This window comes from Acinetobacter sp. Ver3 (genome assembly GCF_000632455.1).
In the GTDB taxonomy this organism is placed as follows: domain Bacteria; phylum Pseudomonadota; class Gammaproteobacteria; order Pseudomonadales; family Moraxellaceae; genus Acinetobacter.
Genome location: NZ_JFYL01000001.1, coordinates 36,560 through 58,543, shown reverse-complemented (window position 1 = coordinate 58,543; position 21,984 = coordinate 36,560). Strand labels below are relative to the sequence as shown.

The window sequence follows — 21,984 nt, the reverse complement described above, 5'->3', positions numbered from 1 at the left end:
TGTTATTAATTGTATTAAAGCCCGTTTATTTAAACGGGCTTTAATTTTTGGGTGAAAGTATGGACATACAAGTTACAAAAGTAATATCTACGACAGCTTTATTTTTTCTAACAGCACTGATGGAAATATTAGGGTGTTACTTTCCATATTTGATCCTAAATCAAGGGCGTTCACAATGGTTGTGGTTCCTCACTGCTGTCGCACTCGCTGCTTTTGTGTGGTTATTGACTTTGCACCCAGCAGCATCAGGTCGAATATATGCTGCATATGGAGGTATTTATATTTGTTCGGCATTGTTGTGGTTAAAGTTTGTGGATCAAATGGATCTTACTAAATGGGATATCATTGGTGGCGGAGTGGTTGTTTTCGGGGCGCTGATTATCATTTTACAGCCACAAGGCTTTATTCGGTGAGTTGTCATAGGAGGAAGTCTGTTTTAATTAAATTAATAATAAATCGACCTTAAATATATTTGAGAAAAATTTATAAGCCTATTTAATAAAATTTACATAAAGGCTTTTTAAATTGGCATGAAATAGGCATATATTTTCTGCCTGAAATTTTGAAATACTTCAGAGTTTCATCATTATTCGACAATAAACGATGTAATTAGAATAAGGATTTTTCATTTGTCTACAATATATTCCAAGCAAGAAAAAACCAGCCGTATCAAAGGAATTATTGGTGCAGCTTCTGGTAATTTAGTTGAATGGTTTGATTTTTATATATATGCAGTATTTGCTGTATATTTTACCCAAGCTTTAACTGCGCCAGATATGGATAGTTCTACCCAAGCCATCTATGTGTGGGGTGTATTTGCAGCAAGCTTTTTTATGAGACCTATCGGTAGTTGGCTTTTTGGTCGAATTGCAGATAAACACGGTCGAAAAAAATCAATGGTCATCTCAATTATATTGATGGCTATAAGTTCTTTCATGTTTGCAGCGTTACCAACGTATGAGCAAGTGGGTATGGCTGCACCGTTTTTATTATTAATGGTTCGACTGCTTCAAGGCTTATCCGTTGGTGGTGAATATGGTGCTGTGGCGACTTATATGAGTGAATTGGGTTTAAAAGGTCAACGTGGCTTTTTTTCATCATTTCAATACGTAACGCTCACGGGTGGTCAACTCCTTGCAAGTTTATTGGGTGTAATATTCTTAGCTTTTATGTCTGAACAGCAGCTTTATGATGGGGGATGGCGAATTCCATTTATTATTGGTGGTGTTGCAGCAATTTTATCTTTATTAGCGAGAAGTAGATTAGAAGAGACTTTATCCAGTGATGAAAGTGACAAAGAAGATTCTGGTACACTTCGTGAGCTTTTTAAAAATCACTGGAAAACTTTCCTTTTGGTAGTTGGTTATACTTCAGCAGGCTCTCTTAGTTTCTATGTGATTACAGTTTACTCAAAAACTTACCTTACCAACATTGGAATAGATCCTAAAACGGTAGGGTTGATGATGACAGCCTGTATTTTTGTTCTCATGGTGGCACAACCATTCTTTGGTGCATTATCAGATCGTATTGGTCGCAGAAATTCTATGCTGTTATTTAGTGGTCTAATGGCTATATTTATCTACCCAGTCATGGCAATCGGGATGAGATATTTCAGCGAAACTCCATTCATTGTCGCGATGCTTCTGATTTTCCTTATGCTATTGCTTAGTTTGTATACCTCTATTGGTGGGATTGTAAAAGCTGAAATGTTTCCTCCGCATGTTCGTGCGTTGGGTGTAGGTTTCTCTTATGCGATAGGTAATGCTGTATTTGGTGGTTCTGCACCTTCTGTTGCCTTACAGTTTAAGGCCGCAGGAATTGAAAATTCATTTTTTATTTACGTAATCATTATTTTAATCGTATGTTTCTTTTGTAGTTGGCAACTTCCCAAAGAACCTAAATATTTAAAAGATGATCATTAAGATTTAGAAAATAAAAAAGCACCCGAGGGTGCTTTTTTAGTGGATGAAATTAATCTTTTTTTAAGCTTTCATTGATGAGGAACTCAACAAGTGCTTTTTGAGCGTGAAGGCGGTTTTCAGCTTCATCCCATACCACAGCATTTTTATGATCGAGCATATTTTCTGAAATTTCTTCACCGCGATGGGCTGGCAAACAGTGCATAAATAAACAGTCTGGATGAGCAAGATCCATTAGACGTTCATTGACTTGAAAATCAGCAAAAGCTTTTTCTCGAATTTTTTGCTCTTCTTCTTGTCCCATGCTGGCCCAAACATCAGTAACGATAAGGTCAGCATTCACTGCAGCATCTTCAGCAGAGTCTACAACTTCGGCGCAGTGCGCGAATTCAGAGAGAAATTCAGGTTTTGGTTTATAACCTTTTGGTGATGCAATCTTGAGTTTAAAGCCCCACATATGTGCAGCTTCGATATATGAGTTACACATATTATTACCATCACCAATCCACGCAACGGTTTTGCCTTGGATTGAGCCACGGTGTTCTACGAATGTTTGAACATCAGCAAGCAATTGGCAAGGGTGGTGATCATCGGTCAGTGCATTAATAACTGGGACTTTAGAATATTCTGCAAAACGAGTGACAATATCGTGGCCAAAAGTACGAATCATTACAATATCAAGCATACTTGAAATAACGCGAGCTGAATCTTCAATCGGTTCGCCGCGACCTAATTGTGTATCCCGGGACGAAAGGAAAATTGCACTACCACCAAATTGGGTCATACCAGCTTCAAAAGAAACACGGGTACGTGTGCTCGATTTTTCAAAAATCATTCCCATTACTTTACCAACAAAGGGTTGGTAGACTTCATGATTATGCTGCATGCGTTTTAATTCTATAGCACGATCAATAATGCGATTTAATTCTGCAGTTGAAAGGTCACGTAAAGTAAGAAAATGTCGTAGAGCCATGGTTACTCCACAATCATTGTTTCGTCAAAATAGTGAGTGAGACGACCAATAATTGTTGGTTGATGAAAAAAACGAGAATCGACTAATATACTATATGTAAAGAGAATTGCAAAAAAACTAGACTTTTTGGTGCCCATCTAGGAAGCGATCGACAGAATAGCTGATGTATTCGATGGTTTCTTGATCGGTTTCAAGTACTGGTATCCCCATTAAAATTTTCCATTCTAAATTTCTTAAGATTCCAAAATATAATTGAGCAGAAAATAAAGGATTTTCACATTTTAACACGCCAAGTTTATGCGCATTTTCTAATGCATTTGCGATCGCTAACTGGATATGTTTAGGGCCTTTTTCGTGCAAATAAAGAGCAAGTTCTGGATTTTTTAGGGATTGCTCAATCACGAGACGCATAAAGGCAGTGTGATCTTCTTTTTTAATGTGGCGATGAAAGTTAAGTAATGTATGTATCAGATAAGATCTAAAATCGCCATGTTCTGGATCATATGCAACACAGATATCTTTAAAAAAGAGTTCACGACGATAATCACATATTGCAGTAAAAAGCCCTTCTTTACCGCCAAAATATTTATAGATAGATGCTTTGGAGCCTCCAGCATGTTGAACAATATCATCCAAAGACACAGCATCGTAGCCACGTTCCAAGAATAGCGTATTGGCGCTTAGCAATAATGCTAAACGTCGTTCTTGACCACGGCGAGTATGGGGCATATCACAACCAGAAGTTTCAATATGTGGAAATGGATGTTGCATGCAGTAACAATAGTGAAAATGAATTTGAAGATGGAGTATAACAAATTAAAGCACTTAACGCCTGTCACTCTAAATAATAACAAAATCAAAAAATGAATGACAATTCACTTTTATATGACTAAAGTTTTAGAGCAAAAATACTAAACGGTCATATATCAAACTAAATTTATAGATATACTAAAAACTCGATAATTATAGTAAACACTGTGGAAAGGAATATGACAGAACAATCGTCTGCAGGCTTAAGATTTAGACAAGCATTAGAAGTGGAAAAGCCATTACAAATCATCGGAACTGTAAATGCATATGCAGCAATGATGGCAAAACAAGTTGGCTATAAAGCAATTTATCTATCGGGCGCAGGTGTTGCAAACTATTCCTATGGTCTTCCTGATTTGGGAATGACGAGTTTAGATAATGTGCTTGAAGATGTTCGTCGTATCACTGAACGTGTAGATACACCTTTACTTGTGGATATTGATACAGGTTGGGGTGGTGCGTTTAATATTGCACGAAGTATCAAGCAAATGATCGCAGCTGGAGCTGCTGCTGTTCATATTGAAGACCAAGTTGCGCAAAAACGCTGCGGACATCGTCCGAATAAAGAAATTGTGTCACAACAAGAAATGGTAGACCGTATTAAGGCTGCTGTTGATGCAAAAACTGATTCTAATTTTGTGGTCATGGCACGTACGGATGCGCTGCAAAAAGAAGGGCTTCAAGCCGTCATTGATCGTGCATGTGCATGTGTTGAAGCTGGAGCTGATGCTATTTTTGCGGAAGCGATGACTGATATAACGATGTATAAAACAGTCTGTGATGCTGTAGGTGTGCCTGTGCTAGCGAATATCACTGAATTTGGTGATACCCCTTATTATACAACCGAAGAGCTAGCAGAACAGGGGATTTCAATGGTGTTATACCCATTGTCTGCGACACGTGCGATGCAGAAAGCAGCATTAGAAGTAATGCATTCAATTCGTAAAGATGGCACGCAAGTGAATGTTATTGATAAAATGCAACAACGAAAAGAATTATACGAGTTCCTTGATTATCATACTTTCGAAAACACACTAGATAAGCTATTCACTCAGGAGAAATAAAAAAATGGCTGAAGGAAAAGTATTGACTGGCGCAGGATTGCGTGGACAAGTCGCAGGTAAAACAGCACTTTCAACCGTTGGGAAAAGTGGTGCAGGCTTAACATATCGTGGTTATGATGTTCAGGATTTGGCGGAAAACTGCCAATTTGAAGAAGTTGCATATTTAATTTTCTTTGGTGAACTACCTACGGCGCAACAACTTGCGGACTATAAAGCAAAACTAAAATCACTGAGAGCATTACCACAAGCACTAAAAGAAGTGCTTGAGCGTATCCCAGCAGACTCACATCCTATGGATGTTATGCGTACTGGTGTTTCTATGTTGGGTAACTTAGAAACAGAACAGTCCTTTGGTGAGCAGCAAGATGTAGCTGATCGTATTTTGGCAACATTGCCAGCCATTATTTGTTATTGGTATCGATATAGCCATGATGGTGTTCGTATCGAAGAAAGTACTGATGACGATTCAATTGGTGCTCAATTCTTGCATTTATTGCGTGGCGAAAAACCTAATGAATTGCATGAACAAGTCATGAATGTTTCATTGATTCTCTATGCGGAGCATGAATTTAACGCTTCTACGTTTACGGCGCGCGTGTGTGCTTCGACGTTATCAGATTTACATTCGTGCATTACAGGTGCGATTGGCTCATTGCGTGGTCCACTGCATGGTGGTGCAAATGAAGCGGCAATGGATATGATTGAGCAGTGGAGCTCTCCTGAAGAAGCTGAGCGTGAAATGCTGGGTATGCTTGAACGCAAAGAAAAAATCATGGGCTTCGGTCATGCAATTTACAAAGACAATGATCCACGTAATGGGATTATTAAGGTATGGTCTGAACGCTTGGCCAAAGATGTAGGAGATACAGTTTTATATCCAGTATCAGTACGTTGTGAAGAAGTCATGTGGCGAGAGAAAAAATTATTCTGTAATGCTGATTTCTTCCATGCTTCTGCTTATCACTTTATGGGTATACCAACGAAGCTATTCACGCCAATTTTTGTGATGTCTCGTGTAACAGGATGGGCGGCACATGTGATGGAGCAGCGTGCGGACAACCGTATTATTCGACCAAGTGCAGATTACACAGGACCTGAATTACGCAAAGTTGTACCAATTGAACAGCGTGCTTAAAAAGCATAATAAAAAGCTCCTTCGGGAGCTTTTTATTTTGTTGAGCTGAGTAAAATGGCATCTTGTTTTTCGTAGCCTGTTTCAGTGGGAATACTCATGTAACTAATGACTGCAACGCGATAATCGGGGAAAGTGTAAGGAAATGCGTAAAGTTTTTTGATCTGAGGTAAATTACGATGATATCGAATATTCTCGAATTGTTGACTTTTATACATTGAAGGATCAGAGCTTTGGCTGAGTTGTACCTGAGATTGGAATTTACTTACTTTAATTTCTGGCACGTTTAACCAAAAATTTCCAGTCTGTTCTCTTTGTCTATTGAATTTTAGTTTAGCAGTCTTGGGGCTTAATGGTGTTGGTTTGACAAGGCGAGCTTGAATACTTTGAATTTTGCGTAGCGCATGCTGAATTTCAGTAATGTGATTTCGGCTATTTAATGGGGTATAAATGGATTGAACCTCAATCGCTTTATGTGGGTTTCTGCTGTTGAGCAAATAATAATAAAGTGTTGGTGGTCGACCAGATTCATCATGGTAATGGCGTAAATAATATATTTTCTGATCTTTAATATCTGAACCTAGTACTTCTATTGTCTCGGGACCGCCGACTGTGGCAAAGGAGGGTGAAGAAATAAGGCAGAAGATGATACCTAGATAAATTTTATGCTTTAAGTGATTATTATTCATTTGGACTCATCTTTTTGTATCTTATATTGAGCATGATTTAAAATTTTAGAATTATGATGAAGAATAGGTTAATCAATTGTGTTGATTAACCTAAATCTAGAAGTTTACTCGGCTGTAGTGCTTACGACTTCATCTTCATCATCTTCAGCAGTATCCATTCCTAATTCTTTTAGCTTACGAGTCAAGGTATTGCGACCCCAACCTAAAAGCTCAGCAGCATGGCGTTTTCTTCCTCGAGTTTGTTGTAGTGCCGCATTAATTAAGGTGCGTTCAAACATAGGCGTGGCGATATCCAATAATTTCATTTCACCATTTTTGAGTTTTTGTACAGCCCACTGACTAAGCAACTCATCCCAATGCTGAATAGCGATACGATCTGCTTGATTGTGTGGATGATTTGGATCATCAGATTTTTGGATTGGCAGTTGTTTTAACTCAGAAGGAAGATCTTCTGGGTAAACCTCTCGTCCAGTAATCATCACTGTCAGCCAGCGACATGTGTTTTCAAGTTGACGTACATTACCTTGCCAAGGCAACTGTTTCATGTATTCAATAGTTTCTGTACGTAAAATCTTTGGACTTACACCAAGTTCTTTACCTGCTCGTGCGAGAAAGTGTTGTGCGAGCATCGGAATGTCTTCCGAGCGGTGAGCAAGTTTAGGAATATGAATACGAATTACATTCAGACGATGATAAAGATCCTCACGGAAGCGTCCATCATGTACTAATTTTTCTAGATCTTGGTGAGTCGCAGCGACAATGCGGACATCAACACGCACTGGAATGTGTCCACCGACGCGATAAAACTCGCCATCAGCTAAAACACGCAATAAGCGCGTTTGGGTTTCGAATGGCATGTCCCCAATTTCATCAAGGAATAATGTACCGCCATTGGCTTGCTCAAAACGACCTTGTCGCTGAGTATTAGCGCCAGTGAATGCACCTTTTTCATGACCAAATAATTCAGTTTCAATCAAATCTTTCGGAATGGCAGCCATATTAAGCGCAATAAATGGCTTGCTGCTACGAGGTGAATGACGATGCAATGCATGAGCGACTAACTCTTTACCTGTACCTGACTCACCGTTAATTAATACCGTAATGTGTGATTGCGACAAACGTCCAATTGCTCGGAAGACTTCCTGCATTGCAGGAGATTCTCCAATGATCTCAGTTGATTGAATTGGCTGTACGGTTGATTTCGCAGATTCTTGTTGTTGGAGCTTATTAATGTGCATGATGGCACGATTGACAAGTGCTAAAGCCTCATCAATATCAAATGGTTTTGGTAAATATTCAAAAGCACCCGTTTGATAGCTTGATACTGCTGACTCTAGATCCGAATGTGCCGTCATGATGATCACAGGTAGATCAGGATAATGACCTTTGACTTTAGCGAGAAAGGTAAGACCATCAATTCCTGGCATCCGTATATCTGTCAAAATTACATCAGGTGTATCATCAAGTAACTGATCCAGTGCAGATTGAGCTTCTTCGAAACTGGTAACATCTAAACCTTCTTCTTTAAATGTTTTTTCTAGAACCCAACGCATGGCGCGATCGTCATCTATTACCCAAATTTTATTTCGCGACATGGTTTAACTCCCAAGGTATATAAAGACTAAATACGGTTTTGCCCGGAACGGATTGGCATTCAATCATTCCATTGTGTTGATGCATAATATTTTGTGCGATGCTCAGACCTAAGCCTGTTCCTTTAGCGCGTCCTGTGACTAATGGATAAAATACGGACTCCAAAATTTCTTCTGGAACGCCAGGGCCGTTATCTTCAATATCAATTCGAACAGTTGAGCGGTGTAAAGTTCCGTTAATCGTGACAAGGCGATGAATACGTGTACGCAAGGTTAATTCAGGTTGAGTGTCTTGAAAAAACTCTTTGTTTTCAGTCATGGCCTGAACAGCATTTACACTGATATTCAACATCACTTGAATAAGTTGATCCCGATCTGCTTCAACATCAGGTAATGAAAGATCATAATCACGAGTAATTTTAATTTTCTTTTTCGTTTGATTTACAATTAACGAACGCACACGCTCCAAAGGCTCGTGAACATTTACAGGTTCATAGCTTGGTAACTGCCGAGAACCGAGCATTGTGTCAGCAAGATTTCTCAGGCGATCTACTTCACTAATAATAATGTCCGTAAATTCTTTATATTCAGGATCATTTAAACTACGTGCCAATAATTGAGTTGCGCCACGTATGCCCCCTAATGGATTCTTAATCTCATGCGCGACACCTCTGATTAATTGGCGTGCGACCTGATGTTGTTGAATAAAATTTTCTTCTTTAGAAATTTTCAACATTCGATCAATTGGATTGAGTTCAATCAGAAGGAGGGGGTGATAACTTTTGCCAGTGTTAAGTTGGGCAACAGAATAGTCAACATGTACATCTTTAAAGTTCACAATAATAGTCGCTTCACGGCGGGTATAAGCTTGCCCCGTGAGTAATGTATTCGTGAGTGCTTCTTCTGTGTTAAATGAATCACCTGGAGATTGTAAAATACTGAGCACAGATTGACCTGATGCTCTTAATAAGCTGATATCAAAGAGTGCTTCACATGAGGAATTTAAATAAAAAATATTTAATTCACTATCGACTAAAAGTATCGCAGTGCTCAAGTTGTCTACGAGTAAACGGTAATCAATCGTTGGTTGTTGATTCATTAACCTCAAAATCCTGTCTTAAAATAGAGCAATTGCATCTATGAGTTTTTCCATCACTGCTCACAAAGAGGGAGTTATTTAATTTTAACGTCCTCAAATAAAGCAAAATATGAGCCAACTTTGTTTGAAATCGTTAAAAACAACTAAAATGAACTCATTTATTAAGAAAAAAAGCGCGAAGCGATTGCAAAATATTCAAGCAAAGTTGGGTTTATTTAATAATGCATCATATTGGTGCGATTGCAATATTTTTTAAAATTTATGGGAATATTTTGGTGCGTTATGCAAAGAGTGGGGTTTTCAACTGTTTTTATGAATTGAAAAGACATACAATACGCGGATTCTAGTGGAGCGCAGATTCATGAAATCCCCCAAAGTCGGTTTTGTTTCTTTAGGTTGTCCTAAGGCATTGGTAGATTCCGAGCGAATTCTTACTCAGTTAAAAACTGAAGGTTATGATGTAGCGTCGGATTATGACGGTGCTGATTTAGTTGTTGTTAATACCTGTGGTTTTATTGAATCTGCAGTACAAGAGTCATTAGACGCGATTGGTGAGGCGATGAGTGCGAACGGTCGCGTCATCGTAACAGGTTGTTTGGGTAAAGATGAAGAAAAAATTCGTCAAATGCATCCAAACGTACTTAAAGTTACTGGTGCAGCAGCTTATCAAGAAGTAATGGAAGCTGTGCATCAATATGTTCCTGAACCTCCTAAACATAATCCGTTTATTGATCTTGTGCCAGAACAAGGTATTCGATTAACACCAAAACATTATGCATATTTAAAGATATCTGAAGGCTGTAACCACCGTTGTACCTTCTGTATTATTCCAAGTATGCGTGGCGATCTGGTATCTCGCCCAGTCGGTTCAGTATTAGAAGAAGCGGCGGCTTTAAAACGATCTGGTGTTAAAGAAGTCTTGGTTATTTCTCAAGATACTTCGGCATATGGTGTAGACACGAAATACAAGCTTGATTTTTGGAATGGTCAGCCTGTAAAAACTAAGTTCTATGATATGTGTGAAGCATTAGGTCAATTGGGTATTTGGGTACGTCTGCATTATGTCTACCCATATCCACATGTTGATGCAGTTATCGATTTGATGGCACAGGGTAAGATCTTGCCTTACTTAGATATTCCATTCCAACATGCAAGCCCTAAAATTTTAAAACTAATGAAGCGTCCAGCGCATAGTGAAAACACGCTAGAGCGTTTAAAAGTTTGGCGTGAAAAGTGTCCTGATTTAGTCATTCGTTCAACATTTGTTGTTGGCTTCCCGGGTGAAACTGAAGAGGATTTCGTGCAACTTCTAGATTGGTTGAAAGAAGCTCAGCTCGATCGCGTTGGTTGTTTTACATACTCTCCAGTTGAAGGTGCAACTGCAAATGATCTGCCAGATCATGTGCCTGAAGAAATTAAACAGGAACGCTACGAACGCTTTATGCAGGTTCAGCAAGAAATTTCTGCTGCAAAGCTACAAAAGCGTATTGGTCAAACCATGACCGTGCTGGTTGATGATCTAGAAGAAGAGTTTCCAGTTGCAGTGGCGCGTTCTTATGCAGATGCTCCAGAAATTGATGGAAATGTCTTTGTAGAAGATATTGATAAGAGCAAGATTAAAGCAGGTGATTTACTGGTTGTTAAAATCACTGATGCGGATGAATACGACCTTTATGCAGAATTGATTGAAATTAAAACCGCATAATTGTTTGAAGTATTACATATAAATGAATTCGGATATTGGAGTTTGTGATGTTAGATTCTAAAAAACCACGCTTTGGTCGTATTCTGCTAAAACTTTCGGGCGAAGCGCTAGCAGGCAATAAAGATATGGGTATTGATGCACAAGTGCTTGATCAAATGTCTTTATCTATTGCTCACTTGGTTGGTCTAGGTGTGCAAGTTGGTATCGTTGTGGGTGGTGGTAACCTTTATCGTGGTAGCCAATTACAGCAAGATGGTTTGGTTGGTCGCGTAACAGGTGATCAAATGGGTATGCTAGCAACTGTAATGAACGGTTTGGCGCTACGAGATGCATTGGTACGTCGTAATATTAAAACCCGTTTAATGTCAGCATTACCAATCGGTACAGTTGTAGAATCATATTCTAGCCGTGATGCGATTCGTCATTTAAATAATGGTGAAGTTTGTGTGTTTGTGGCGGGTACTGGTAATCCATTCTTTACGACAGATACCGCTGCTTGCTTACGTGGTATTGAGATTGAGGCTAACTTAATTCTTAAAGCGACGAAGGTAGATGGTGTCTACAATAAAGATCCAAGCAAATACGAAGATGCTGTTAAATATGATGCATTAACATTTGACCAAGTCTTAGATGAGAAACTTGGTGTAATGGATTTAACCGCGATTTGCTTATGCCGTGACCATAATGTTCCACTTCAAGTATTCGATATGAATAAATCAGGTGCATTATTGTCAGTGGTTATGGGTGAAAAAGAAGGTACTCACGTTACTAATTGATGTACGTGGCTTTCAAAGCTATTTATACTAAACACTATTTTGATTTAAATTTTGAGAATTAGGTAAGGAAGATCACATGATTAACGATCTTAAAAAAGATGCTGAAGAGCGCATGAATAAATCATTGGACTCATTAGAGCATGGTTTTGCTAAAGTTCGTACAGGTCGTGCACATCCATCAATTCTTAACGGCGTAATGGTTCCTTACTATGGCTCTGATGTGCCATTAAACCAAGTTGCTAACATTGGTGTTGAAGATTCGCGTACATTGCTTGTTCAACCTTTCGAGCGCACCATGGTTGCTGCAATTGATAAAGCAATTCGTGAGTCAGATTTAGGTTTGAACCCAATTACTGCTGATTCAATTCGTGTACCAATGGCGGCATTAACTGAAGAAACACGCCGTGATATGCAAAAAGTGGCACGTAACGAGGCTGAAAATGCAAAAGTTGCGATTCGTAATATTCGCCGTGATGTATTAGGTGATATTAAAGCGTTGCTGAAAGAAAAAGAAATTTCTGAAGACGATGAGCGTCGTGCTGGCGATGAAATCCAAAAAATCACAGATAAATTTGTTGCTGAAGTTGAAAAGCGTTTAGCAGCAAAAGAAGCAGAGTTGATGAAGGTCTAAGCTATATAATGACCATCTCAGCAGAGCTTCTGCCTCAACATGTTGCCATCATTATGGATGGCAACAATCGTTTTGCAAAAAAGAAACATCTACAAAAAGGTGATGGACACCGTGAAGGAAAAAATGTCCTTGATCCGATTGTAGAGCATTGTCGTAAAGTGGGTGTAAAAGCACTTACTGTTTATGCCTTCTCAAGTGAAAACTGGAATCGACCTCAATACGAAGTTGATTTGCTCATGAAACTGTTGGAAGAAACGATTAATGAACAAATTCCTCGAATGATAAAGTTTCAGATTGGGCTTAGATTCATCGGGGATCGCTCTCGTTTATCGCCAGAATTGCAACAATTAATGTTGCAAGCAGAACAAAGGACTGCTACTTTCACAGAAATGACGCTCACAATTGCTGTGAGCTATGGTGGAATGTGGGATATCGCACAAACTGCTAAAACAATCGCACAACTCGTCAAAGAACAAAAAATTGATGTTGATCAAGTTGATGTTGATTTGTTTGCTCAGTATGTCAGTTTAGGTGACTTACCTCCAGTCGACTTATTGATTCGTACTGGTGGTGATTATCGATTGTCTAATTTTTTATTATGGCAATCTGCATATGCTGAGTTGTATTTTACTGAGACGTTGTGGCCAGAATTCACAACAGAAGAATTGGATCATGCCTTTGGTGTGTTTTTAGGGCGTGAAAGGCGCTTTGGAAAAACCTCTGAGCAGGTCCAACAAGAGAAAATAGAGAACTAATAATGTTAGAGCGGATAATTACCGCATTGATTTTAGTGGCTGTAGTCTTGAGCTGTATGTTTGCAACTACATCCATTTATCCAATGTTAGCGTTAATGATTATCGCTGCCGGGGGGGCTGGCTATGAGTGGTTTAAACTCATGCCTCGTCAAACTGATCAAGTGAATAAATTTAAAGCAGGATGCTTTGGTGTAATCACTGCGGTATTTTCTGCAATTGCGCTTTATTTTGATGATCTAGTACTGCTGTTGTGGAGTGCTTCGATTATTACTTGGGTTATTACCATTTATTGGGTTAAGCAATATCCTCTTTATGATGCGTGGTATAACACTTCACTGAATTGGATTGGTGTAGTGATTATTAGCGCTGCAGTATCGGCAATATACGAAGTCTGGATAAGTTCACCTTGGTGGCTCATGTATCTATTCCTCTTAGTGTGGGGTGCTGATAGTGGGGCGTATTTTGTAGGTAGGAAGCTTGGTAAGCGTAAGCTTGCACCTGAGGTGAGCCCGAATAAATCTATTGAAGGGTTAATCGGTGGTGTAATTACAGTCATCATTGTTATCTTATTTGTACAATTTAACTATTTAGATTTAACCGCAGTAGAGCATATTCTATTTTTACTCCTATCTGTGCTGACAGTATTTAGCTCAGTTCAAGGTGATTTATTTGAATCAATGATTAAGCGTCGTGCAGGTATTAAGGATTCAGGTCGTATTTTGCCTGGTCATGGTGGTGTATTAGATCGCATTGACTCATTGCTTGCTGCCGCACCTATTTTTGCTGCGGGAATATTTGTTTTAAAACTTGTTGGTGTAGATTTATAGATGTCTCAATCAGTATGTATATTAGGTGTAACGGGTTCAATTGGACAAAGTACCTTAAAAGTCATTGATCGACATCCAGAGAAGTACAATGTTTTTGCGGTATCTGCATTTAGTCGTGTAGAGCAGTTAAGCGAAATATGTCAACAATATCATCCACAGTATGCTGTTGTACCTTCAGGCAAGGTGGATGAACTACATCAATTTTTCAAATTAAAAAATATCACTTCAACCGAAATTCTCTCTGATGAGTCGGGTTTAATCGCTGTTGCTGAGCATCCTCAGGTTGATATCGTGATGGCGGCGATAGTGGGTGCGGCAGGATTATTGCCAACACTCGCTGCTGTTCAAGCTAGTAAGCGTGTTCTTCTAGCAAATAAAGAATCGTTGGTGATGTCTGGTGACATCATGATGAAGGCCGCTAAAGAGAATAAAGCCTTATTATTACCTGTAGATTCTGAACATAACGCAATATTTCAGTGCCTGCCTCAAAATTATTTACAATTAGATACAGGTGGTAAACCCCAGTTAGGTGTCTCACAAATTTTGTTGACTGCTTCTGGCGGTCCATTTTTGCATCATACGCTAGATGAGCTCAGTAATGTGACACCTGCACAGGCTTGTAAGCACCCTAATTGGTCAATGGGACAGAAGATATCAGTTGATTCGGCAACGCTAATGAACAAAGGTCTCGAGTTGATCGAGGCCTGTCATTTATTTTCAATTCAAGAACATTTTGTTACAGTGGTTGTGCACCCACAAAGTATTATTCACTCAATGGTTCAGTATGTTGATGGTAGTACTTTGGCTCAAATGGGTAATCCTGATATGTGTACGCCGATTGCACATGCATTTGCATGGCCAGATCGGATTGAAACACATGTTCCTCCGCTAGATTTATTTCTAAACGATACGCTTAATTTTATGCAGCCTGATACTATACGCTTTCCAGCGTTGCAATTGGCTCGTGAAGCAATGAAATCTGGAGGATTGGCGCCTGCGATCTTAAATGCTGCAAATGAAATCGCGGTTGAAGCATTTTTAAAAGATAAAATCAAATTTTTAGATATTCCTAAAGTTGTTGAATCAACTTTGAGTCATGTTCAAAATTCAAATGCTGATTCTTTAGAGCTAATCTTAGAGACTGATGCGCTTGCACGTCGCTATGCTATTCAACTCACGAATTCACTGAGTACCTAAGATGAATATACTTTTCATTATCGTCGCGGCTATTTTGCTTCTAGGTCCATTGATTGCAATTCATGAATTTGGACATTACTGGGTAGCACGAAAACTTGGCGTTAAGGTTCTTGTGTATTCAATTGGATTTGGTCCAACAGTTTTAAAGTGGACCTCTAAAAAATCGGGTATCCAATATCAGCTCTCTGCATTACCTTTAGGTGGTTATGTAAAAATGTTGGATGAGCGTGAAGGTAATGTAAGTGCGGAAGATTTACCTTATGCGTTTAATCGGCAATCTCCTTTAAAACGAATTGCAATCGTTGCTGCGGGACCACTTGTTAATTTAATTTTTGCTGTTTTACTTTTTTGGATTCTGTTCTTACCAGCTCATGAACAATTAAACACTCGAGTTGGTAAAGTGATTGAAAATACGCCAGCCGCACAAGTAGAGATGCGTTCTGGTGATAAAATCATAGCAGTGGATGGAACTGCGACGCCAACTTGGGAAAAATTGAATTATGCGCTGATTGATCGCGTAGGTGAAACTGGTACGATTCAAATTCAAGCTGATCGTGATGGTCAGGTACAAACTTTTAATTTACCGATTCAGCAATTTCTAAAAGATCAGTCTCAATCACCTTTGGATGTCTTGGGGTTTTTACCATATCGACCTCATATTCAACCAGTTGTTCATAAATTATCTGAAGATGGTGCTGCTATACGCCAAGGGATGAAAGAAGGTGATGTAATTGTCGCGATTGATAATAAAAAAATTAACGATTGGTTTGAAGTTGTTGATATAGTACAAAAATCACCAGAAAAACTATTGAATATTGAAGTGATGCGTCAAGGCGAGATTGTTCAATTAAAGGTCATGCCGCAAGGAAAGCGTGACAATATGGGCAATACGACAGGAATGTTGGGAGTGCAAGCTCAATCTGGTCAGATCAATATTCCTGCTGAATATAAGCATACAATTCAATATAATCCAGCGGAAGCTTTTGTGGTTGCGGTTGAAAAAACGGGTCAATTATCTTCTATGATCCTTGGCTCAATTGTCAAAATGATTCGTGGATTGATTGGGTTGGATAATCTCTCGGGTCCAATTACGATTGCTAAAGTTGCAGGTCAAAGTGCTGAAATGGGGTGGCAAACTTTCATTTCATTTATGGCATTAATGAGTGTAAGTTTGGGGATATTAAATTTGCTTCCGATTCCGATGTTGGATGGTGGGCATTTAGTTTATTACATAATTGAATTAATTCGTGGTAAACCTGTTTCTGAACAAATACAATTGGTTGGATTAAAAATTGGTATGGTGTTGCTGGGAAGTATGATGTTTCTCGCAATATTTAATGATTTTATGCGTTTATAAGCGTTATAGATGGATAATTAACTTACTGGAAAACAATAGGCATGCAGCACAAACATTTATTTATGCCATTGGCACTCGTTAGCGCAATGGCAGCAGTACAACAAGTATATGCAGCAGACGAGTTTATCGCGCGGGATGTGCGTGTTGATGGATTAGTTCGACTAACGCAGGCTAATGTACTCGCAATGTTACCGGTGAATGCTGGGGATCGCATTAATGATCCAGTGATTGCGAATGCGATTCGTGCCTTGTATGCCTCTAATTCGTTTGATGATATTCAAGTTTTTAAAGAAAACGATGTTTTGGTTTTTAAAGTCGTTGAACGTCCTATTATTTCTAAAATCAATTTTAAGGGTAATAAGCTCATTCCAAAAGAAGCCTTGGAAGAGGGCTTGAAGAAAATGGGTCTAGCTGAAGGTGAGGTGCTCACTAAATCTGCACTTCAGACGCTAGAAACCGAGCTTGAACAACAGTATTCACAACAAGGTCGCTACAATGCTGATATTCAGGTTGAAACTGTTGCAAAAGCTAATAACCGTGTAGATGTCAATATTAATTTCATTGAAGGTAAACCAGCTAAAGTTTTTGAAATTAATTTAATTGGTAATACTGTATTTAAAGACGATGAAATTAAGCAAGTCTTTGCTGTCAAGGAAAGCGGATGGTTATCTGTCATTTCCAGAAATGATCGCTATGCGCGTGAAAAAATGGCAGCAAGCCTTGAAGCATTAAGAGCTTTATACCTTAATAAAGGTTATATCAATTTTGAAATTACCAACTCTAATTTGAATATCAGTGAAGATAAAAAAAATATTTTTATTGAAGTTTCAATGAATGAGGGTGAGCAATTTAAATTTGGTGAAACCAAATTTTTAGGTGATGCTTTATATAAAGATGAAGATCTTCGTGCACTAAAGATTTATAAAGATGATGCAACTTACTCACAAGAGTTGGTGAATGCAGTAAAACAGTTGTTACAGCGTAAGTATGGTAATGCTGGTTATTACTATGCTGAAATTAATGTTGTGCCTCAAATTGACAATGAAACAAAAAAAGTTAATTTGAATTATTACATCAATCCGGGTCAGCAAGTTACGGTTAGACGTATTAATTTTACAGGTAATACCAAGACTGCTGATGAAGTTTTACGTCGTGAAATGCGCCAGATGGAAGGTGCATTAGCGAGTAATGAAAAAATTGATCTTTCTAAAGTCCGTTTGATGCGTACTGGATTTTTCAGCAAAGTTGATGTTAAGCCTGTACGTGTTCCAGGAGCGCCTGATCAAATCGATTTGAATATCGCTGTTGAAGAACAACACTCAGGATCAAGTACTTTAGCTGTTGGTTATTCGCAAAATGGTGGTATCACATTCCAAGCAGGCTTAAGTCAAACTAACTTCTTAGGTACAGGTAACCGTGTAGCGATTGATCTTTCTCGTTCTGAGACACAAGATTATTATAACCTAAGTGTTACTGATCCATACTTTACAATTGATGGTGTCAGCCGTGGTTACAATCTCTATTATCGTAAGACGAAATTAGACGAAGACTATAACGTTAACAATTATGTTACAGATAGCTTCGGTGGTGGTCTGAGCTTTGGTTACCCAATTGATGAGAATCAGAGCTTAAGTGCTGGTATTAATATTGATCAGACTGAAGTAACGACTGGGCCATTTGTTTCTACTTATGTTAGAGATTATCTTAAAGAGCATGGTGGTCGGGCGACTGGTATATCAAACCCGGTGTGTCCAGAGGGTAAAGTTGTAGGTGATCCAGCAACTTGTGGACCTAATGATCAAGACTTAATTACTTATGAGAATGAGTTTAAAGGTGATTTCTTTACTTATAGTTTAAATTTAGGATGGTCTTACAACACATTAAATAATCCACGCTTCCCAACGTCGGGTATGTCTCATCGTGTTAATGCAGAGATTGCATTGCCGGGTAGTGATGTTGAATATCAGAAGTTAACATACGATACTCAAGCCTTTATTCCTTTAGGAAAGGATTTTGTATGGCGTGGTTATGGTAAGGTAGGTTTCGGTAATGATTTACCATTCTATAAAAACTATTACGCTGGTGGATATGGGTCTGTTCGTGGTTATGATAATAGCACATTAGGTCCAAAATATCCGAGTATTACAGATGCTGCTCTAACTAGAGAAGATAGAAACCCTGAAGAGGTGGGGGGTAATGCATTAGTTCAATTTGGCACTGAATTAATCTTACCAGTTCCTTTCAAAGGCGACTGGGCGCGACAGGTCCGTCCTGTTATTTTTGCAGAAGGTGCTCAAGTGTTCGACACTCAATGTGACGTACCTACTGGAAATATTTATTTTGGCGCAACCAATCCGACGGCATTCGATGCTAGACAGTACTGTAAAGATAACTTTGGCTTCGATGCCGGAAATATGCGTTATAGTGTTGGTGTAGGCTTCACATGGATTACGATGATTGGTCCACTATCATTAAGCTATGCGTACCCACTGAATGATAAGCCTGGTGATGAAACTAAGTCTGTTCAATTTGAAATTGGTCGTACTTTCTAGTACGGCCTTTTGCCTTAAAAGGAATAATAATGAATATATTTAAAACAATGATATCAACGGCTTTACTCACATCTGTAGTTGGCTTTGCACATGCAGCAGGATATGGGGTAATCGATTTAGAAAAAGTGGTAGAAAATAGCACGTATTTAAAGCAGCAGAATGCTCAGCTTGAGCAGACAATTAAACCGCAAACGGTAAAGTTGGAACAGTTAGGTAAAGAAATTGAAGCGTTGGCTAAATCAGCTCAAGCCAATCAATCGAATGCCCAGCAACTATCCTCTCAATATCAAACGAAGATGAACGAATTTCAATCTTTACAACAGACTGTTCAATCACGTGTTCAAAGCACCATTCAAAATACAAACAAAGTTTTTGACTCAAGAATTAAACAAATTGCTGAACAATTGCGCAAAGAAAATAATCTTGATTTAGTTTTAAATAAAAATGCTGCCTTGGCATATGACCCAAAATACGATTTAACTGCTAAAATGATTCAAAAGGTTAATGCAATCAAATAGTCAATGAAATCAAATCAATTTCGTCTCGATCACTTGGCCAAACTTGTACAAGGCCAAGTTATTGGTGATGCAGATCTGTTGCTAGAGGGTCTTGCAAGTTTAACTCAAGCGAACTCAAACCAAATTTCTTTTGTAAATTCTGATAAGTATTTAGACGAAGCGATTTCATCTCAAGCAGGTGCCTTAATTGTCACTTCTGAGATGCAGGCTCAGCTTAATCAGCATAATAATTTTATTGTCGTACAAAATCCGTATCTTGCTTTCGCGATTTTAACTCATGTGTTCGAATCTAAAACTGTGCAACGTGGAATCGAGGCCACCGCAGTAATCGATCCGAGTGCTATGATTGGAGATAATGTATACATTGGTCATTACGTTGTAGTTGGCCCACATGCCGTGATTGGTTCAAATACAGTAATTCATTCGCAAACTAAAATTGATGAGTATGTTGAAATCGGTGAGGATTGTTTCATTGATTCGCATGTCACGATTACGGGTCGATCTAAAATTGCTAAACGTGTTCGTATCCATGCGAATACCGTAATTGGAGGAGAGGGTTTTGGCTTTGCTCCTTATCAAGGTAAGTGGAACCGAATTGCTCAACTCGGGTCTATTCAAATTGGAAATGATGTCAGAATTGGTTCTAACTGTAGTATTGATCGTGGCGCTTTGGATGACACTATACTTCATGATGGTGTGATTATTGATAATCTTGTGCAAGTCGCACACAACGTTCAAATCGGTGAAAATACTGCGATTGCTGCAAAATGCGGTATCGCGGGCAGTACTGTGATTGGCAAAAACTGTATCCTTGCAGGTGCTTGTGGTATCTCAGGACATCTAAAAATTGTAGATAATGTGACGCTAACTGGAATGTCAATGGTCACAGGTAGCATTTTAGAAGCTGGTACATATTCTTCAGGAATGGGATTGCTCGAAAATTCTCGTTGGAAACGAACAGTTGTTCGTCTAAGACAATTAGCAGATGTGCCATTGACCAAATTAGTCAAACAAATAGATGATATGCAGGCTCAGTTAGAGTCAATCGAATCAACTTTAAAATTGCGTAAATAATATGACAGAGTCTACTTTATCTTTTTCAATTCCTGAATTGCCGATGAATATTCAAACAATTCGTGAATATTTGCCGCATCGTTATCCATTTCTATTGGTAGACCGTGTTACAGAAGTGACTGAGAATGGAATTGTCGGATTTAAAAATGTCTCCATAAATGAAGAGTTTATGCAAGGTCATTTTCCAGGTTATCCAATCATGCCGGGTGTCTTAATCGTTGAGGCGATGGCACAAATTTCTGGCGTTCTTGGCTTTATCATGAACAATGAAAAACCCAAACCTGGTTCACTTTTTCTTTTCGCTGGCGCTGAAAAAGTTCGTTTTAAAAAACAAGTCGTTCCTGGTGATCAACTCGTGTTAAAATCAGAGCTTGTAATGCAGAAACGTGGTATTTACAAGTATCTTTGTAGTGCGAGCGTTGATGGTGTAATTGCAGCGACAGCTGAAATTATTATCTCTCATCAGAAATTAGAGCAAGCATGAGTAACAGTGATTTAATCCACCCTACAGCAATTATTGATCCTACGGCAACGATTGCTTCTGATGTAAAAATTGGTCCTTATTCGATTATTGGTCCTCATGTGACGATTGATAGTGGGACAGTATTACATTCTCATGTGGTGGTTGGTGGATATACTCGCATCGGTAAATCAAACGAAATTTTCCAGTTTGCCAGTGTGGGTGAGGTGTGTCAGGATCTTAAGTATGCAGGTGAAGAAACTTGGCTTGAGATTGGAGACAACAACAAAATTCGTGAGCATTGCAGTCTGCATCGCGGTACAGTGCAGGATCAAAGTATTACTAAAATTGGTAGTAATAATCTGTTGATGGTCAATACGCATATTGCGCATGACTGTGTGGTGGGTAATAACAACATTTTTGCAAACAATGTTGGTGTCGCAGGTCATGTGCATGTTGGTGACTTCGTTGTTGTCGGTGGCAACTCCGGTATTCATCAATTCTGTAAAATCGACTCATACAGCATGATTGGTGGAGCATCATTGATTTTGAAGGATGTTCCTGCTTATGTGATGGTGTCTGGTAATCCGGCGCATGCATTTGGAATGAATGTAGAAGGTATGCGTCGTAAGGGTTGGTCCAAAGATGTAATCAATGGTTTACGAGAATCATTTAAGTTGATTTATAAAAGTGGTCTGACGACACAACAAGCCATTGAGCAGATTACTGCTGAAATTTTACCAAATGTTTCTGAAGCTCAGCTCCTCATAGATTCTCTAAATGAATCTAAGCGCGGTATTGTTCGTTAAGAGCTTTTGCTAGCAAAAAAAAGACATCTTATGATGTCTTTTTTA

At 38.8% G+C, this 21,984-nt stretch carries 21 protein-coding genes; 16 read left to right on the top strand and 5 right to left on the bottom strand.

What is annotated here, in order from left to right; all coding sequences use genetic code 11:
- Positions 1-59 precede the first annotated feature (59 nt).
- Positions 60-413: a YnfA family protein gene (locus CL42_RS00300; protein WP_035263685.1), complete on the top strand. Its 354-nt coding sequence runs from the start codon at positions 60-62 to the stop codon at positions 411-413.
- 216 nt (positions 414-629) lie between these two features.
- Positions 630-1,922 (top strand): MFS transporter, encoded by a 1,293-nt coding sequence (locus CL42_RS00295; protein WP_035263684.1) that lies wholly within the window; start codon positions 630-632, stop codon positions 1,920-1,922.
- Between the two features lie 49 nt (positions 1,923-1,971).
- Here the strand turns inward: CL42_RS00295 and argF are convergent, their stop codons facing one another.
- Both argF and CL42_RS00285 read right to left on the bottom strand, forming a co-directional pair.
- On the bottom strand, positions 1,972-2,892 hold the full coding sequence (gene argF / locus CL42_RS00290) for an ornithine carbamoyltransferase (RefSeq protein ID WP_035263683.1): 921 nt from the start codon (positions 2,890-2,892) through the stop codon (positions 1,972-1,974).
- Between the two features lie 117 nt (positions 2,893-3,009).
- A complete protein-coding gene (locus CL42_RS00285) occupies positions 3,010-3,663 on the bottom strand; it encodes a TetR/AcrR family transcriptional regulator (protein WP_035263681.1) in 654 nt (217 codons plus the stop codon).
- Positions 3,664-3,881: 218 nt separating this feature from the next.
- On the opposite strand from CL42_RS00285, the gene prpB reads away from it, so the two are divergent.
- Complete coding sequence (gene prpB / locus CL42_RS00280) at positions 3,882-4,766, top strand: methylisocitrate lyase (RefSeq protein WP_035263679.1); 885 nt, start codon at positions 3,882-3,884, stop codon at positions 4,764-4,766.
- Between the two features lie 4 nt (positions 4,767-4,770).
- Entirely contained in the window at positions 4,771-5,901 is a 1,131-nt protein-coding gene (prpC, locus tag CL42_RS00275) for a 2-methylcitrate synthase (protein WP_035263678.1), read from the top strand.
- A gap of 32 nt (positions 5,902-5,933) precedes the next feature.
- Here prpC and CL42_RS00270 read toward each other — a convergent pair whose 3' ends face one another.
- The 3 genes from CL42_RS00270 to glnL form a co-directional block, all read right to left on the bottom strand.
- A complete protein-coding gene (locus CL42_RS00270; RefSeq protein WP_035263677.1) occupies positions 5,934-6,587 on the bottom strand; it encodes a hypothetical protein in 654 nt (217 codons plus the stop codon).
- Between the two features lie 104 nt (positions 6,588-6,691).
- Entirely contained in the window at positions 6,692-8,182 is a 1,491-nt protein-coding gene (gene glnG, locus CL42_RS00265) for a nitrogen regulation protein NR(I) (RefSeq protein WP_035263676.1), read from the bottom strand.
- Positions 8,169-9,278 (bottom strand): nitrogen regulation protein NR(II), encoded by a 1,110-nt coding sequence (gene glnL, locus CL42_RS00260; RefSeq protein WP_035263674.1) that lies wholly within the window; start codon positions 9,276-9,278, stop codon positions 8,169-8,171. Before glnL ends, glnG begins: the two co-directional genes overlap by 14 nt.
- Before the next feature lie 361 nt (positions 9,279-9,639).
- Between glnL and rimO the strand changes: the two genes are divergently transcribed.
- The 12 genes from rimO (at position 9,640) to lpxA (ending at position 21,939) form a co-directional block, all read left to right on the top strand.
- Positions 9,640-10,983, top strand: coding sequence for a 30S ribosomal protein S12 methylthiotransferase RimO (rimO, locus tag CL42_RS00255; RefSeq protein WP_035263671.1), 1,344 nt, complete (start codon positions 9,640-9,642; stop codon positions 10,981-10,983).
- Between the two features lie 47 nt (positions 10,984-11,030).
- Positions 11,031-11,759 carry a UMP kinase gene (gene pyrH, locus CL42_RS00250; RefSeq protein ID WP_035263670.1) on the top strand — a complete coding sequence of 243 codons (729 nt, stop codon included), beginning with the start codon at positions 11,031-11,033 and terminating at the stop codon, positions 11,757-11,759.
- 76 nt (positions 11,760-11,835) lie between these two features.
- Positions 11,836-12,390 carry a ribosome recycling factor gene (gene frr / locus CL42_RS00245; protein WP_035263669.1) on the top strand — a complete coding sequence of 185 codons (555 nt, stop codon included), beginning with the start codon at positions 11,836-11,838 and terminating at the stop codon, positions 12,388-12,390.
- A gap of 8 nt (positions 12,391-12,398) precedes the next feature.
- Entirely contained in the window at positions 12,399-13,145 is a 747-nt protein-coding gene (gene uppS, locus CL42_RS00240; RefSeq protein ID WP_035263667.1) for a polyprenyl diphosphate synthase, read from the top strand.
- Positions 13,146-13,147: 2 nt separating this feature from the next.
- Positions 13,148-13,972 (top strand): phosphatidate cytidylyltransferase, encoded by an 825-nt coding sequence (locus CL42_RS00235; RefSeq protein WP_035263666.1) that lies wholly within the window; start codon positions 13,148-13,150, stop codon positions 13,970-13,972.
- Complete coding sequence (gene ispC, locus CL42_RS00230; RefSeq protein ID WP_035263665.1) at positions 13,973-15,169, top strand: 1-deoxy-D-xylulose-5-phosphate reductoisomerase; 1,197 nt, start codon at positions 13,973-13,975, stop codon at positions 15,167-15,169.
- A 1-nt stretch (position 15,170) separates the two neighbouring features.
- Positions 15,171-16,526 carry an RIP metalloprotease RseP gene (rseP, locus tag CL42_RS00225; protein ID WP_035263664.1) on the top strand — a complete coding sequence of 452 codons (1,356 nt, stop codon included), beginning with the start codon at positions 15,171-15,173 and terminating at the stop codon, positions 16,524-16,526.
- Between the two features lie 41 nt (positions 16,527-16,567).
- Positions 16,568-19,078, top strand: a complete 2,511-nt coding sequence (bamA, locus tag CL42_RS00220) for an outer membrane protein assembly factor BamA (protein ID WP_035263663.1) — start codon at positions 16,568-16,570, stop codon at positions 19,076-19,078.
- A 29-nt stretch (positions 19,079-19,107) separates the two neighbouring features.
- Positions 19,108-19,596 carry an OmpH family outer membrane protein gene (locus tag CL42_RS00215; RefSeq protein ID WP_035263662.1) on the top strand — a complete coding sequence of 163 codons (489 nt, stop codon included), beginning with the start codon at positions 19,108-19,110 and terminating at the stop codon, positions 19,594-19,596.
- Positions 19,597-19,599: 3 nt separating this feature from the next.
- Positions 19,600-20,670 carry a UDP-3-O-(3-hydroxymyristoyl)glucosamine N-acyltransferase gene (gene lpxD, locus CL42_RS00210; protein ID WP_035263660.1) on the top strand — a complete coding sequence of 357 codons (1,071 nt, stop codon included), beginning with the start codon at positions 19,600-19,602 and terminating at the stop codon, positions 20,668-20,670.
- Position 20,671: 1 nt separating this feature from the next.
- Positions 20,672-21,154, top strand: coding sequence for a 3-hydroxyacyl-ACP dehydratase FabZ (gene fabZ, locus CL42_RS00205; protein WP_035263658.1), 483 nt, complete (start codon positions 20,672-20,674; stop codon positions 21,152-21,154).
- Positions 21,151-21,939, top strand: coding sequence for an acyl-ACP--UDP-N-acetylglucosamine O-acyltransferase (gene lpxA / locus CL42_RS00200; protein ID WP_035263657.1), 789 nt, complete (start codon positions 21,151-21,153; stop codon positions 21,937-21,939). Before fabZ ends, lpxA begins: the two co-directional genes overlap by 4 nt.
- The last annotated feature ends 45 nt before the right edge of the window (positions 21,940-21,984 follow it).